This is a genomic window from Phytopseudomonas daroniae (assembly GCF_004327275.1).
Classification (GTDB): domain Bacteria; phylum Pseudomonadota; class Gammaproteobacteria; order Pseudomonadales; family Pseudomonadaceae; genus Aquipseudomonas; species Aquipseudomonas daroniae.
This window is the reverse complement of sequence record NZ_QJUJ01000002.1, coordinates 181,086-196,584: the sequence shown is the minus strand read 5'-3', so window position 1 is coordinate 196,584 and position 15,499 is coordinate 181,086. Positions and strand designations below refer to the sequence as shown.

The following is a 15,499-nucleotide window of genomic DNA, read 5'->3' as shown; positions in this document are numbered from 1 at the left end:
ACAACGGAATTTGTCATGCCATCAACGCCATAGACGTGCCTTATCAGGCTGCTGGCTCGAACACCCTTACCACCGCAATTTCACCCGCCTTCATCCGTATCTGCAACTGCCGCTCCTGCGCCCGAGCCTGCTCTACCGCCTTTTCCTTGACGTGACCATAACCGCGGATCTGCCCTGGCAGCTCTGCAATGGCCAGCGCAGTTTCGTAGTTGACGTTGGTCAGCCCCTCCAATATCGCCACAACGCTGCGCTCGTATTCGTCGATCAGCGTGCGCTCAAGCTTGCGCTCCTCACTTCGGGCGAATGGATCCAGCCAGGTGCCACGCAGGAACCGTAGTGTCGACAGCACCTTGAAGGCCTTGAGCATCCAGGGGCCGAAGCTGCGCTTGCGCGGCTCTCCGGTCGTTTTGTCCGTATGACTGAGCCAGGAGGGAGCCAAATGAAACTGCAAACGGAAATCGCCCTGGAACTGCGCCCGTAACGACTCGGCGAATGCGGCATCGCTGTACAGACGCGCCACCTCGTACTCGTCCTTGTAGGCCAGCAGCTTGAAGTAATAACGCGCCACGGCCTGGCTCAGCCGACGCTGAGGATCGCTGTCGCGCTCACTCACGCGCATCACCAATTTGCGGTATCGCTCGGCATAAGCCGCGTTCTGATAAGCCGTGAGGCGCGCCACTCGATCCTCGATGATCGCCTCCAGCGTTTCGCAGCGCGGTGCCTGTGTGCTCGCTGGCCGTACCAGTCGCTCGACCGCAGCAGCGTCATGAGCAGCACGTCGCCCCCAGAGAAATGCCTGCTGATTGAACTCGATCGCGACGCCGTTAAGCTCGATGGCCTTGTCGATGGCCTCGGCACTTATGGGTACCAGACCTTTCTGGTAGGCATAGCCAAGCATGAACAGGTTGGTAGCGATACTGTCGCCCAGCAGACGAGTCGCCAGATGAGTGGCATCGACGAACCACGTCTTGTCCGCCCCCACCGCATCGGTCAGCGCCTCGCGCATGGCCTGCCCCGGTACCTGTGCGTCGGGATTGCGAGTGAATTCGGCGGTGGCCGCCTCATGGCTGTTGATCACCGCATGGGACACCTGCTCGTTGAGTTTGGCGAGGGCATCCTCACCGGCCGCCACCACCAGATCGCAGCCAATCAGCAGATCGGCCTCGCCGGCAGCGATACGGACGGCGTAAATATCGTCCTGATGACCGGCGATGCGCACATGGGTATTCACGGGGCCGAACTTCTGCGCCAGCCCTGCCTGATCAAGCACCGTGCAACCCTTGCCTTCCAGGTGCGCCGCCATACCCAGCAACGCACCCACGGTAGTCACGCCGCTGCCACCGACACCAGGTAGCAGGATACTCCAGGGCCTTTCCAGGGACGGCTGACGCGGCTCCGGCAGGGCCACGAACAAAGCACCTGCACCTATCGCCTGAGGCTGGCGCAACTGTCCACCGTGTACCGTTACGAAACTCGGACAGAAGCCGTCCAGACAACTGAAATCCTTGTTGCAAGCGTTCTGGTCGATCTCCCGCTTGCGCCCCAGCTCGGTTTCCAGCGGCAACACCGACAGGCAGTTGGATTTCACGCTGCAGTCGCCACAACCCTCACATACCGCCGCGTTGATGAATGCCCGCCGCGCCGGATCGACCAGTTTGCCGCGCTTGCGCCGACGGCGCTTTTCGGTGGCGCAGGTCTGATCGTAAATGATCACCGAGACGCCTTTGAACTCGCGCAACTCTCGCTGCACGGCATCCAACTCACGACGGTGGTGGAAGCTGGTGATAGGCGCGAAGGTCGAGCAGCTCGGGTATTTTTCCGGCTCGTCGCTGACCACCGCGATGCGTTTTACACCCTCGGCGAATACCTGCTGGCTCAATTGATCGACCCGTAGTTCACCATCTACGGGCTGGCCACCGGTCATGGCCACCGCGTCGTTGTAGAGAATCTTGTAGGTGATGTTGACGCCCGCTGCGACGGCTGCGCGTAGAGCGAGATGTCCGGAATGGAAATAGGTGCCGTCACCCAGGTTCTGGAACACGTGAGGTGTATCGGTAAAGGGCGCCTGGCCGATCCAGGTCACCCCTTCTCCACCCATCTGCGTGAAGGTTTCGGTACTACGATTCATCCACTGGGTCATGTAGTGGCAGCCGATCCCCCCCATCGCCCGACTGCCTTCCGGCACCTTGGTGGAACTGTTGTGCGGGCAACCCGAACAAAAGTGCGGCGTGCGCACTGTGCTGTAGCTGCGCGCCGCCAGCGCCTTTTCCTTGGCATCCAGAAAACCCAGGCGCGCGCCGATCACTTCGCTGGTGTAGATGGGCGCCAAGCGCCGGGCGATGACCCGAGCGATCATCGCCGGCGTCAATTCGCCCAGATTGGGCAGCAGTGACTGCCCCTGCTCATCGAACTCACCAACGACCCTTGGTCGCTTGCCCACAGGCCAGTTGTAGAGTTGCCCGGTCAGTTGGTCTTCGATGATGCTGCGCTTTTCCTCGACCACCAGAATTTCATCCAGCCCTTCGGCGAAACCGTGCACGGAAACCGGTTCCAGCGGCCAGCTCATGCCCACCTTGAGCACCCGCAGGCCGACTTTCGCGCAGAGCGCGTCATCCAGACCGAGATCCTCCAGAGCCTGGCGCACGTCAAGGTAGGACTTGCCCGTGGTGATGATGCCCAGTCGCGGGTTGGGCGAATCGAGCATGACCTTGTTCAGCCCGTTGGCGCGGGCAAAGGCTCGCGCCGCATAGATCTTGTAGACGTTGAGGCGTTTTTCCTGAGCCAGGGGCGGATCCGGCCAGCGGATATGCACGCCGTCGTCCGGTAGCTCGAAATCATCCGGCAGATTGATCGTCACGCGCTGCGGATCGACATCGACCACCGCCGAGGAATCGACGTTCTCGGCGATGGTTTTCAGCGCGACCCAGCAACCGCTGTAACGTGAAAGCTCCCAGCCGATGATGCCGTAATCGAGAATTTCCTGGACGTTGGCGGGATTGAGCACCGGAATCGACGCGGCGATAAAGGCATGCTCACTCTGGTGAGCGATGGTGGACGACTTGCAGCCGTGGTCGTCGCCTGCCAGCAACAACACACCGCCATGAGGCGATACGCCCGCCGAGTTACCGTGCTTGAACACATCGCCACTGCGATCCACGCCAGGGCCCTTGCCATACCACATGGCGAATACGCCGTCATAGCGGGCGCCGGGAAACAGGTTGGTCTGCTGGCTGCCCCATACCGCTGTAGCACCGAGCTCTTCGTTGACACCGGGCTGAAAGTGAATGGCGTTCTGCTGCAGAAACTCGCGGGCCTCCCACAGACTCTTGTCCAGCCCACCCAGGGGGGATCCGCGATAGCCGGAAATGAAGCAGGCGGTGTTGAGACCGGCGGCGGTGTCGCGCTGCTTTTGCAACATGGGCAGGCGGGTGAGCGCCTGAGTGCCGGTGAGGTATAGGTGACCCGTGGCAAGACGATACTTGTCGTCCAGGCGGATTTCGGCCAGAGACATGGGCGGCGCTCCTTTTGTTCTTATGGCGACCTTTTTCAAGTGGCAACGGTAGGTACCACCTGTTCACATCCACCAGGATCACTGTGCGGACGGCTGTCTTAAGCATAGACCGGAGTCTGGCGATTTTTTCTTTCTAATTTGCGCCGCCAATGCCAATACTGAGCATGAATGTTCCAATAAAAACAATTAACCGGAAAAGAACATGCACGAGCCATTAAGCGCCATCGACCGTCGCATCTTGCGCCTGCTGCAACGTAACGCCGACCTGAGCGCTGCCGAAATCGCCAAGAAGGTCGAGCTGTCCCAATCCCCCTGCTGGCGACGCATCAACCGCCTGCAGGAAGAAGGCTTTATCGAACGCAAGGTGGCGCTGCTCAGTCATAAGCGGCTCGGCTTCAACATCACCGTGTTCGTCAGCATCAAACTGTCGGCCCACGGTCGCAGCAATCTCGACGAATTCGAGCAAGCCATCATCGGTTATCCGGAGGTGCTGGAATGCTTCACAATGGCCGGCAGCTCGGACTACCTGCTCAAGGTCGTGGCACGGGACATCGCCAGTTACGAACGTTTTTTACGCGATCAGCTTTTGCAACGCCCCCACGTGCAGGAAGCACATTCGGGCATTGCGATGAGCGAAGTGAAGCGCACTACCGAGCTCCCCCTGGACTGAAACCCGTGCGTCGATCATGCATTTTGCAAGGCGGCAGTTGGGCCACCTTGCAAGATGCACGAAAAACCCTGACAAATAACAATACAACCCATTGTTTTATAAGTATTTTTTTATCAATAAATATTGGCATGAGAACTGCTCTCTTACTCGCATAGAACCCGAATGCGAGATTCCCCACCATGAACAGCCTCATCGCTCTGGCCGCCGCCATCGCCCTGCCCCTGCTAGCAGGCGCCGCATTCGCCACCTTTCAGAATAACCAGCAGCAGGCCACTGCCATGCAGCTGGTGCAGCAGATGCGCGCCACGCCTGTGCAATTCCAACACGCCACCCAGGCTGAGCCTGGCCAGTTCGCCGCCAAACCTCTGACCAACAGCGAGTGGCAACCCCGTCCACAGCAACGCTTCACGTTCTGAATGATGGACATGTGGAGGGTATTTTTTCCTGGGTTCGTACTGCTGCTGGCCACCATCACCTGCGTTGCCATTTGGCTAATCGACGGGCTCTCGGAGCGAGCACCGCCGCAAACGTCCAGAGATGAACAGAATGACTCCATGACCCCTTTTTCCAGACGTCAAACATGCAGCACGAGGAAAGCATGATGTCCAAACCCGCTTTGTTGTTTCTGCTGATGGCAGCTATCTCCGGATGCCTGTTATGGGTCGCACCTGAGCAAGCCGAATGGCTGATAGTTGCCGCCAAGGTCGGGCTGGCCGTTAGCGGGATGTCGTTGACGGTTGCACTGCTGATCGGCAAACGGGTCAAGTTCGATCCGGTTCTGCGCTAACTCGCAAATCCGCCCCTGGCGAGTTGTTGCCACGCGTTAATAGCCAACGCCTCAGTCAGCGAAGCCTGTTGGCGCTTTTACCAGTTGCAGCAACCTTGTGACCGTATCCTCGAGGGGCCCGGAGTTGTCGAGGCGGATTACACCGTGCTCGGCCACCCCTTCTCCGTCAGCAACAAATTTCGCGTTGCGCGCCAATCTGGCTTCGATCTCGTCGAGCGCCTCCCGACCACGACACAACAGCCGTGAGCGCAGTACATCTTGCGAGACCTCCAGCAGGATGGGCAACAGGTCAGGGTAGCGCTGCCGAGCCTCGCCCAAGTATTCCCGAGATCCGTTGACCAGCACCTGCCAACCCGCCGCCAACCACGCGTCCGTTTCCCCGGGAATCCCATAGGCCAGGCCATTGGCACGCCAGCTCATTGCGAAGGCACCGGACAGCAGACGCTTTTCGAACTCCTCGCAAGAAACGGCAATAGCATCCTCACCCATGGCTTCCGCGGAGCGTGTGATTACACGTCTAGCGACCCGACATCCCTGAGCCTCAAGACGCTCGCGTGCAGCATCGAGCAGGCTGTCCTTGCCCGACCCCGAGGGGCCCATGAGATAGATCAGCCTACCCGCCATTCAGAAACACCTCTTTGGCTAGCGCCATAGCGACGCAGTTCACTGCGCAAATCAAGCGAGCCGATATCATTGGCTTCCTGGAGACAGCGGCACGTGCCGAATGATACCCGTGCTGCGCTTCGGCAGCGCCACACCTCATCCAGGACGGGTGATCAGTGATGGCTACGACAACCGAGGTGCCCTGGCCGCGAAAAATCCGAATGCGAGCCGCGCTGATTTTGGCGCTAAAGCGCCCGACAAATGCGACTTTCCGCCCATCCGAGTCTAATTTCGATAACTGGTGCTGGCAAAAAGCCTCCACTCAGGCCAGAATACGACACGTAATTGGCGTCAATTATCCGATACAAAGAAATACGACCACCAAAGAAAACGCCGACCGAGTTGAACGGCTAGCGATAAAGATGGTCAAATTGCTGACACTCCCGTAGCTATATGCCACTACAGCTTCGTTTCCCTGAACTAATTGGTTGATGTATGCGCCCTATGAAACAGGCTATCTACTCCAGCCGTACGGCTGACAAGTTCGTCGTTCGGTTGCCCGACGGCATGCGCGAGCGCATCGCTGATGTCGCACGCCAACACCACCGCAGCATGAACTCCGAGATCATTGCGCGCCTGGAGCAGAGCATGCTTCAGGAGGGCGTTCTGGACGACGAGCTTGGCGTGCGCCTGGACAGCCCTGAGCTGTCCCTGCACGAGCGAGAACTGCTGCAGCGCTTCCGCCAGCTGTCACGCCGCCAGCAGAACGCCCTCGTCGCACTGATCGCGCACGACGCAGAGATGGCCGCCGGCAACGACGACTAATCTGCAAAAACGAAAAAACCGGCTCCAGGCCGGTTTTTTTGTTGCTTGCCTTCCCTGGCAGCCACCCTGCGGGCCGTCGCAAGCGACGTCAAAAATGGCTCCCGGCCATTTTTTTGTTGCCTGCGAAAAGCCGAATCGCCCTAAAGGAGGAACAGCGAAGCCAGCCCCAGGAAGATGAAAAAACCACCACTATCGGTGACTGCCGTGATCATCACACTGGCCCCCATGGCCGGGTCGCGCCCGAAACGCATCAGCGTCATGGGAATCAGCACGCCCATCAGGGCCGCCAGCAGCAGGTTGAGCGTCATCGCAGCGGTCATCACCACGCCCAGCGACCAGCTGTCATATAGACCGTATGCCACCACACCGATCACCCCGCCCCACACCAGGCCGTTGATCAGCGCAACGCCCAGCTCCTTGCGAATCAGCCGCGAGGTATTGCCATTGCCAGTACTGACCTGATCGAGCGCCATCGCGCGGACGATCATGGTGATGGTCTGGTTACCCGAGTTGCCACCGATACCTGCAACGATCGGCATCAAGGCCGCCAATGCCACCAGCTTCTCGATGGAGCCCTCGAACAGACCGATAACCCGCGATGCCATGAAGGCAGTGACCAGGTTGACGGCCAGCCAGGCCCAGCGGTTACGTAACGACTTCCAGACGGAGGCGAAGATATCTTCCTCTTCGCGCAGACCTGCCATGTTGAGGACTTCGCTTTCGCTTTCCTCACGGATCAGGTCGACCATCTCATCGATGGTCAGACGACCGATGAGCTTGCCGTTCTTGTCGACTACCGGCGCGGAGATCAGGTCATAACGCTCGAAGGCCTGAGCAGCGTCGTAGGCATCTTCATCCGGATGGAAGCTGACCGGATCATTGGCCATGACCTCGGCAACCTGCTTCTCCGGATCGTTGACCAGCAGACGCTTGATCGACAGAACGCCCTTGAGCACACCGTCGTAGTCGACCACGAACAACTTGTCGGTATGCCCTGGCAGCTCCTTGAGGCGGCGCAGATAGCGCAGCACCACCTCCAGACTGACGTCCTCACGGATGGTGACCATCTCGAAGTCCATCAGCGCACCGACCTGATCCTCCTCATAGGAGAGCGCAGAACGCACCCGCTCACGCTGCTGGGCGTCGAGGGTTTCCATCAGCTCATGGACGACATCACGCGGCAGCTCGGATGCCAGATCGGCTAATTCGTCGGCATCCATCTCCTTGGCCGCCGCGAGGATCTCATGATCCTCCATGTCGGCGAGCAGCGTCTCACGCACGGCGTCCGAGACTTCGAGAAGGATGTCACCGTCACGATCGGCCTTGACCAGCTGCCAGATGGCCAGACGATCGTCCAGCGGTAGGGCTTCGAGAATATAGGCGACGTCGGCAGAGTGCAGATCATCGAGCTTGCGCTGCAGTTCGGCGAGGTTCTGCCGGTGCACCAGACCTTCGACGCGATCCTGGTGGTGGCCTTCCTGGCGATGGGTAAGGTCTTCGACCAGTCGATGCCGCTGCAATAACTCGACGACCTGAGCGAGTCGATCCTGCAGGCTTTCTTGCGGCTTCTTGGTTTCTACTTCTGACATGGCACACTCCGCCCCCAGCGGCGGCGCGCGCGCGAGGGTCAATCAGTCAATACGTGATTGCACACTTGGAATTCTGAGTTACTACTGGGTAAGTCCATGGTGAGGATCCACAAGCCCCGGCGGGGCTGACAGATGAATAATAACACGCTAATCAGTCATGTACGTGACAAAGGCATGGCAAGACAAGCGCTTGCAGCATTTTCCTGATCCCGTCCGCAAGAGTTCGAATAGTCCGACGCCTGCGGCTCGGCAGAAGACACCTGGCAGCGAGAAGAGCATCGGCTAAGCTTGCCAGAACACGTCAAGGAGGACGCCACCATGCACGGGATGCGCTGCGCAGCCATCTGCGCCATCATGCTCTGCCCTACACCACTGCTCGCCTCGAGCGTCTTTCGCTGCGAAGACGGCAATGGCCACATCACCTTCACTCGGCATGGCTGCACTGAAAGCCAGCAACAGCACATTCAGGACACCCATAATCCCAGACCCGGTAGCGGTGCAGCCGTTCCGCTGGCGATACCGCAACCAGCCACTAAAAGCGCAGCAGCAAGCTCTACCAGCAGCTCACTGACGGTTGTCGGCGAGCTGCAGGACGGTTGCGGTAATGCCGTCACCGGCAGCGCCAGGCGCGAAGCGATCATCAGGAAGCAGGTACGCGCCGGTATGACCCGCAGCGACGTGGAAAGCGCTCTCGGCAAGCCTGAGCGCATCAGCCGACGCAACGGCCAGACGACCTATCACTACGCCAGCAAGTACAACAGCGAGCGGCACACGGTCAGCTTCGATCAGAATGACTGCGTCACGGGAAAACGCTGAGCAAAGAAAAAGGGCCTGCATCGCTGCAGGCCCTTTTTTGTATGGCGGACTCAGGAGGATTCGAACCTCCGACCGCTCGGTTCGTAGCCGAGTACTCTATCCAGCTGAGCTATGAGTCCGTTACAGATCACCTGAAAGCTACTGCGCTTGGTCATGCTGCGTTGAAACCAATCTCAGAATGCTCATTTAGAAACCTAAACTGCGCTTCTTCGCTTGCTTTCGCCTTGCCTGCCCTTCGCTCGCTACGCTTTCATGCGATCTTTGGTGTTTTTAGACCAGATCACCGCTGGTTGACGCAAAATGGTTCGCACTGCTGCAAGCCATTCAATATGGCGGACTCAGGAGGATTCGAACCTCCGACCGCTCGGTTCGTAGCCGAGTACTCTATCCAGCTGAGCTATGAGTCCATTACAGATCACCTGAAAGCTACTGCACTCGGTCATGCTGCGTTGAAATCAATCTCAGAATGCTCATTTAGAAAACTAAACTGCGCTTCTTCGCTTGCTTTCGCCTTGCCTGCCCTTCGTTCGCTACGCTTTCATGCGATCTTTGGTGCTTTTAGACCAGATCACCGCTGGTTGAAACAAAATGGCTTGCACTGCTGCAAGCCATTCAATATGGCGGACTCAGGAGGATTCGAACCTCCGACCGCTCGGTTCGTAGCCGAGTACTCTATCCAGCTGAGCTATGAGTCCGTTTGGTGTTTTTAGACCAGATCACCGCTGGTTTCTTCGCTAACCCGATTTAAAACCAGGCTTGCCAAATAATGGCGGAGAAGGGGGGATTCGAACCCCCGACACCCTTTTGAGGTGTACTCCCTTAGCAGGGGAGCGCCTTCGGCCACTCGGCCACCTCTCCGCAACACGGGGCGCATGATACTCATGTTCTCCCCGTTTGCAAACCAAAATTTCGAGAAAAATTAGTGGTTTGGTTCTTCGCCTTTCTCTTTCTGGATGCGCTGGTAAATCTCTTCACGGTGCACGGCGACTTCCTTAGGCGCATTGACGCCAATCCGCACCTGATTACCTTTAACGCCCAACACGGTGACAGTGACTTCGTCACCCACCATCAGGGTCTCTCCGACCCGGCGAGTCAGAATCAGCATTCCTTTCTCCTTACGGATTCAATTTCGGACAACAAGTCTGCAAGCAGTTGAAAAGCACCGACCAGGATCAATACGAAACTGTCGGCACCCAAGTATTGACCAGCACGGACGGACGGAAAGTTCCACCAACACCAACCAAAAGAGCAAAAGGCGCGGAACAACCGCGCCTTTTGCAGAATGCCTCAGTCGCCCTGACGGGCCGGGGCATCGAGTTCGAACGCAGTGTGCAGGGCACGCACGGCCAATTCCAGATATTTCTCTTCGATGACCACCGAGACCTTGATCTCCGAGGTGGAGATCATCTGGATATTGATGTTCTCCTTGGCCAGTGCCTCGAACATACGGCTGGCCACACCAGCGTGGGAGCGCATGCCGACGCCGACGATGGACACCTTGGCGATGTTCACGTCACCCACTACCTCACGCGCGCCCAGCTCGCGTGCAGTGGCTTCCAGCACCTGCTGAGCGCCCTGGTAGTCGTTGCGGTGCACGGTGAAGGTGAAGTCGGTGGTGTTATCGTGCGCGACATTCTGCACGATCATGTCCACTTCGATATTGGCGGAGCTGATCGGGCCAAGGATCTTGAAAGCAACGCCCGGCAGATCAGGTACGCCACGGATGGTCAGCTTGGCTTCGTCGCGATTGAAAGCGATGCCGGAAATGATCGGCTGTTCCATGGATTCCTCTTCATCAAGGGTAATGAGGGTGCCCGGGCCCTCCTGGAAGCTGTGCAGGACGCGCAGCGGGACGTTGTACTTGCCGGCGAATTCCACCGAGCGGATTTGCAACACTTTGGAGCCGAGGCTGGCCATTTCCAGCATCTCTTCGAAGGTGATCTTCTCCAGACGCTGAGCTTTGGGCACGACGCGCGGGTCGGTGGTGTAGACACCATCGACATCGGTGTAGATCTGGCACTCATCGGCCTTCAGGGCCGCAGCCAGCGCCACGCCAGTAGTGTCGGAACCACCACGCCCGAGGGTAGTGATGTTGCCCCGCTCATCGACGCCCTGGAAGCCGGCCACCACCACCACACGACCAGCCTTGAGGTCGGCGCGGATGTTGCTGTCGTCGATGCTCAGGATACGCGCCTTGGTATGCGCGCTATCGGTCAGGATGCGTACCTGGCTGCCGGTATAGGACACCGCCGGCACACCAAGCTTGATCAACGCCATGGACAGCAGCGCGATGGTCACCTGCTCGCCGGTGGACACCATCACATCGAGCTCGCGTGCTGTCGGATGACCGTCGCTGATCTGCTTGGCTAGGTCGATAAGGCGATTGGTCTCGCCACTCATGGCGGATACCACGACGACGATGTCGTCACCCTTTTCGCGGAATTTCTTCACCTTCTCGGCGACCTGCGCGATACGCTCGACGGTGCCGACGGAAGTACCGCCGAATTTCTGTACGATCAAAGCCATTTCAAAGCTGCCTCAGCCCATGATGGGCGCCCATTAAACAGACAACACCGCACACTACCAAACCACTCGCCGGGCATGGGCGAGTGGTTTGGTCACGCTTCCGATACGAGCCTTAACAGGCCGTTGAAAAACTACCTGCGTTGGCAATACTGCGTTAAAAACGGCCTCAAAATGCTCATTTACAATGCGTAAACTCCGCTTTTTCGGCCGTTTTTGCGGGGCCGCCATCGGCATTGCGCTGACTGCCTCGCCTACATTTTTCAACAGCCTGTTAGAGACCCTGCTCGACGAATGGGCCGATCAGCGCCAGGGCGGCATCCAGCGCGGCCGCATCGACCCCACCACCCTGGGCCATATCCGGCCGACCGCCACCTTTGCCGCCGACTGCCGCTGCGGCCTGTTTCATCAGGTCGCCGGCCTTCAATTTGGCGGTCAGATCCTGGGTCACGCCAGCCACGAGTACGACCTTGTCGTCCTGCACGCCGCCGAGCAGGATCACCGCACTGCCGAGCTTGTTCTTCAACTGATCGACCAGAGCCAGCAGGCCTTTGCCATCCAGGCCGTCGATACGCGCACTGAGTGTCTTGACACCCTTGATGTCCACGGCCGAACCGGCCAGGTCGCTGCCGGCCGCGCTAGCGGCCTTGGCCTTGAGCTGCTCCAGCTCTTTCTCCAACTGACGGCTGCGATCGAGCACCGCTGCGAGCTTGTCGAGCAGATTGTCGCGGCTGCCCTTGACCAACGCCGCGACTTCTTTCAACTGTTCTTCGGCGCCATTCAGGTAGGCGAATGCCGTTGCGCCAGTGACCGCTTCGATACGACGCACACCGGCAGCCACACCGCCTTCGCTGACGATCTTGAACAGACCGATATCGCCGGTACGATTGGCATGGATACCGCCGCAGAGCTCGACCGAGAAACCATCGCCCATGGTCAGCACGCGCACCTGGTCGCCATATTTCTCGCCGAACAACGCCATGGCGCCCTTGGCTTTGGCAGTCTCGATGTCGGTCTCTTCGGTCTGCACCGGCGTGTTACGGCGCACTTCGCGGTTGACGATCTCTTCCAGTTCCTTGAGCTGCGCAGGTGCAATCGCCTCGAAGTGGCTGAAGTCGAAACGCAGGCGCTGGCTATCCACCAGCGAGCCTTTCTGCTGGACGTGCTCGCCGAGCACCTGGCGCAGCGCAGCATGCAGCAGGTGAGTCGCCGAGTGGTTGAGCGAGGTGGCCGTGCGCACCGAAGCATCCACTTCGGCGTTGATCGAGGCGCCGACACTCAGGCTGCCCTTGCTGACCACGCCGTGGTGCAGGTAGGCGCCACCGGCCTTGGTGGTGTCACGCACATCGAAGCGCACGCCTGGGCCTTCGAAGAAACCGCAGTCACCGACCTGACCACCAGCCTCGGCATAGAAAGGCGTCTGGTCGAGCACCACCACGCCCTCTTCGCCCTCGTTCAGGGTGTCGACGGACTGGCCGTCACGCAGCAGCACCAGCAGCTCGCCGCTGGCGACAGTGGCGTTGTAACCGAGGAAGCGGGTGTCGCTATCGACCTTGACCAGGCTGTTGTAGTCCATGCCGAACGAGCTGGCGGAGCGGGCACGTACACGTTGGGCTTCCATCTCACGCTCGAAGCCGGCCTCGTCGAGGGTCAGCTCACGCTCACGGGCGATGTCGCCGGTCAGGTCGACCGGGAAGCCGTAGGTGTCGTACAGCTTGAAGATCACTTCACCCGGAATCACCGTGCCGCTCAGCTCGGCCAGATCCTGCTCGAGGATCTTCAGGCCCTGCTCCAGGGTCTTGGCGAACTGCTCTTCTTCGGTTTTCAGCACGCGCTCGATATGCGCCTGCTGCTGTTTCAGTTCAGGGAAGGCTTCCCCCATCTCGCTGGCCAGCGCCGCGACGATCTTGTGGAAGAAACTGCCCTTGGCGCCCAGCTTGTTGCCGTGACGGCAGGCACGACGCACGATGCGGCGCAGCACGTAGCCACGGCCTTCATTGGACGGGGTGATGCCGTCGGCGATCAGGAAGCTGCAGGAGCGGATATGGTCAGCCACCACCTTGAGCGAAGCGTCGCCATTGTTGGCGCAACCAATGGCCTGGGCGCTGGCGCTGAGCAGGCTCTGGAACAGGTCGATCTCGTAGTTCGAGTTGACGTGCTGCAGTACCGCGCTGATGCGCTCCAGGCCCATGCCGGTGTCCACGCTAGGTGCCGGCAACGGATGCAGAACACCGTCAGCCGTGCGATTGAACTGCATGAACACGTTGTTCCAGATTTCGATGTAGCGGTCGCCGTCTTCTTCCGGGGAGCCTGGTGGGCCGCCCCAGATGTGCTCGCCGTGGTCGAAAAAGATCTCGGTGCACGGACCGCACGGGCCGGTATCGCCCATGGTCCAGAAGTTGTCGGAGGCATAAGGCGCGCCCTTGTTGTCGCCGATACGGATCATCCGCTCAGCGGGCACACCGACTTCCTTGTTCCAGATGTCGTAAGCCTCGTCATCGGTGGCGTAGACCGTGACCCAGAGCTTTTCCTTGGGCAGGTTCAGCCACTTGTCGCCGGTGAGGAATTCCCAGGCGAAATGGATGGCATCGCGCTTGAAATAGTCGCCAAAGCTGAAGTTGCCGAGCATTTCGAAGAAGGTGTGGTGACGCGCGGTGTACCCGACGTTTTCCAGGTCATTGTGTTTGCCACCGGCGCGCACACACTTCTGGCTGGTCGCGGCGCGGGTATAAGCGCGCTTCTCCAGGCCCAGGAAACAGTCCTTGAACTGGTTCATGCCCGCATTGGTGAACAGCAACGTTGGGTCGTTGTTCGGAATCAGGGAGCTGGAAGCGACACGGGTGTGTCCCTTTTCTTCGAAGAAGCTCAGGAAAGCTTCACGGATTTCTGCGCTTTTCATTGGCATTTTCCAGGAAAACAGGCGGCCACGGCGAAGCCGGCAAAAGCCCGCATTATATCGGGCTTGTCCGTGGCGGCTAGGGCATAGCCTGAATTATTTGCCGGCGGCTCGATGGCCGGAAATCACTGACGTGCACCGCTGAACGGCAAACCGGGAGTGGGCCACCCGATGCGACCCGCGATCATCATCCGCAGGTAAAGAGCCTGCTTCGCAGCGCAGGCTCAACCGCGAAAGGCGGCGAAGGCCTCGATCACCTGCCCCACTGCCTCGGCCCCTACATCCAGATGAGTGACCATCCGTAAGCGCGGCGCAGCGCTCAGGCGAATACCGCGCTCGGCGCAGAAGGCTTTCAACTCGCCAGCACGCTCACCGATCTGCACATAGACCATATTGGTCTGCACCGGCTCGACCGAGTAGCCCAGCTCGCGCAGGCCCGCGGCCAGGCAGTCGGCATTGGCGTGATCTTCGACCAGACGCTCCACCTGATGATCCAGCGCATACAGACCGGCTGCCGCCAGCACGCCGGCCTGGCGCATGCCGCCGCCGACCATCTTGCGCAAGCGCCGGGCCTTGGCGATCAGCGCTTCGCTGCCACACAACACCGAACCGACCGGCGCTCCCAGGCCTTTGGACAGACACACCGACACCGAGTCGAAATACTGGGTGATTTCCCCCGCCTCGACACCCAGTTTGACCACCGCATTGAACAGTCGCGCGCCATCGAGATGCAGTGCCAGACCTTTGCTTCGTGTGAAGGCACGGGCGTCAGCCAGGTATTCCAGAGGCAGCACCTTGCCCTGCATGGTGTTTTCCAGGGCCAGCAGGCGGGTGCGCGCGAAATGGAAGTCGTCCTGCTTGATCGCCGCTTCGACACGGGCCAGATCCAGGGAGCCATCGAGCTCCATGTCCAGCGGCTGGGGCTGAATCGACCCCAGCACCGCAGCACCACCGCCTTCGTACTTATAGGTATGCGCCTGCTGACCGACGATGTATTCATCACCGCGCTCGCAGTGCGCCATTAGGCCCAGCAGGTTACTCATGGTGCCGGTCGGCACGAACAGCGCCGCGGCGAAACCCAGTTGCTGCGCCAGGCGTTGCTCCAGGCGGTTGACGGTCGGATCTTCGCCGTACACGTCATCGCCCAGCTCGGCGGCCAGCATCGCCTCTCGCATGCCAGCGGTGGGTTGAGTGACGGTGTCGCTACGCAGATCGATGATGGACATGGGTACTCCTGTGCGAACAGATAAACGAAAGGCCGAATGCGGCGCCTCTATGG

Annotated in this window: 12 protein-coding genes and 4 tRNA genes; 5 read left to right on the top strand and 11 right to left on the bottom strand. The window is 59.5% G+C overall.

From position 1 onward, the window contains the following. Positions 1-43 precede the first annotated feature (43 nt). Positions 44-3,511 carry an indolepyruvate ferredoxin oxidoreductase family protein gene (locus DNK10_RS05985; RefSeq protein ID WP_131178544.1) on the bottom strand — a complete coding sequence of 1,156 codons (3,468 nt, stop codon included), beginning with the start codon at positions 3,509-3,511 and terminating at the stop codon, positions 44-46. Between the two features lie 202 nt (positions 3,512-3,713). On the opposite strand from DNK10_RS05985, the gene DNK10_RS05980 reads away from it, so the two are divergent. The 3 genes from DNK10_RS05980 to DNK10_RS05970 all read left to right on the top strand — a co-directional run bounded on the left by DNK10_RS05980 (position 3,714) and on the right by DNK10_RS05970 (position 4,968). After that, complete coding sequence (locus tag DNK10_RS05980) at positions 3,714-4,181, top strand: Lrp/AsnC family transcriptional regulator (protein WP_131190925.1); 468 nt, start codon at positions 3,714-3,716, stop codon at positions 4,179-4,181. A 179-nt stretch (positions 4,182-4,360) separates the two neighbouring features. Next, entirely contained in the window at positions 4,361-4,597 is a 237-nt protein-coding gene (locus tag DNK10_RS05975) for a hypothetical protein (protein WP_131190924.1), read from the top strand. 185 nt (positions 4,598-4,782) lie between these two features. Beyond that, the gene (locus tag DNK10_RS05970) at positions 4,783-4,968 is read left to right on the top strand and encodes a PA3371 family protein (RefSeq protein ID WP_131178661.1); all 186 of its coding nucleotides are present in this window, start codon (positions 4,783-4,785) and stop codon (positions 4,966-4,968) included. 51 nt (positions 4,969-5,019) lie between these two features. Here DNK10_RS05970 and phnN read toward each other — a convergent pair whose 3' ends face one another. Continuing rightward, positions 5,020-5,592 carry a phosphonate metabolism protein/1,5-bisphosphokinase (PRPP-forming) PhnN gene (gene phnN / locus DNK10_RS05965; protein WP_131190923.1) on the bottom strand — a complete coding sequence of 191 codons (573 nt, stop codon included), beginning with the start codon at positions 5,590-5,592 and terminating at the stop codon, positions 5,020-5,022. A gap of 474 nt (positions 5,593-6,066) precedes the next feature. Here phnN and DNK10_RS05960 point away from each other — a divergent pair, with 474 nt between their 5' ends. Then, positions 6,067-6,396 (top strand): Arc family DNA-binding protein, encoded by a 330-nt coding sequence (locus DNK10_RS05960; protein WP_093502155.1) that lies wholly within the window; start codon positions 6,067-6,069, stop codon positions 6,394-6,396. A 140-nt stretch (positions 6,397-6,536) separates the two neighbouring features. Here DNK10_RS05960 and mgtE read toward each other — a convergent pair whose 3' ends face one another. Then, positions 6,537-7,985, bottom strand: a complete 1,449-nt coding sequence (mgtE, locus tag DNK10_RS05955) for a magnesium transporter (protein WP_131178548.1) — start codon at positions 7,983-7,985, stop codon at positions 6,537-6,539. A 318-nt stretch (positions 7,986-8,303) separates the two neighbouring features. Between mgtE and bamE the strand changes: the two genes are divergently transcribed. Further along, on the top strand, positions 8,304-8,801 hold the full coding sequence (gene bamE, locus DNK10_RS05950; protein ID WP_244216210.1) for an outer membrane protein assembly factor BamE domain-containing protein: 498 nt from the start codon (positions 8,304-8,306) through the stop codon (positions 8,799-8,801). 42 nt (positions 8,802-8,843) lie between these two features. On the opposite strand, the gene DNK10_RS05945 is transcribed toward bamE, so the two are convergent. From DNK10_RS05945 to ltaE, 8 genes are all read right to left on the bottom strand, one after another. Beyond that, positions 8,844-8,920 (bottom strand) — tRNA-Arg (locus DNK10_RS05945). A 211-nt stretch (positions 8,921-9,131) separates the two neighbouring features. Then, positions 9,132-9,208: transfer RNA gene (locus DNK10_RS05940), tRNA-Arg, on the bottom strand. Between the two features lie 211 nt (positions 9,209-9,419). Then, positions 9,420-9,496, bottom strand: a tRNA-Arg gene (locus tag DNK10_RS05935). Between the two features lie 72 nt (positions 9,497-9,568). After that, positions 9,569-9,659: transfer RNA gene (locus DNK10_RS05930), tRNA-Ser, on the bottom strand. A gap of 61 nt (positions 9,660-9,720) precedes the next feature. Further along, positions 9,721-9,906, bottom strand: coding sequence for a carbon storage regulator CsrA (csrA, locus tag DNK10_RS05925; protein WP_013792214.1), 186 nt, complete (start codon positions 9,904-9,906; stop codon positions 9,721-9,723). A 182-nt stretch (positions 9,907-10,088) separates the two neighbouring features. Then, positions 10,089-11,327 carry an aspartate kinase gene (locus tag DNK10_RS05920; protein ID WP_131190922.1) on the bottom strand — a complete coding sequence of 413 codons (1,239 nt, stop codon included), beginning with the start codon at positions 11,325-11,327 and terminating at the stop codon, positions 10,089-10,091. Positions 11,328-11,598: 271 nt separating this feature from the next. Beyond that, entirely contained in the window at positions 11,599-14,223 is a 2,625-nt protein-coding gene (gene alaS / locus DNK10_RS05910; protein ID WP_131190920.1) for an alanine--tRNA ligase, read from the bottom strand. 221 nt (positions 14,224-14,444) lie between these two features. Continuing rightward, on the bottom strand, positions 14,445-15,446 hold the full coding sequence (gene ltaE / locus DNK10_RS05905) for a low-specificity L-threonine aldolase (RefSeq protein ID WP_131190919.1): 1,002 nt from the start codon (positions 15,444-15,446) through the stop codon (positions 14,445-14,447). Positions 15,447-15,499 lie beyond the last annotated feature (53 nt).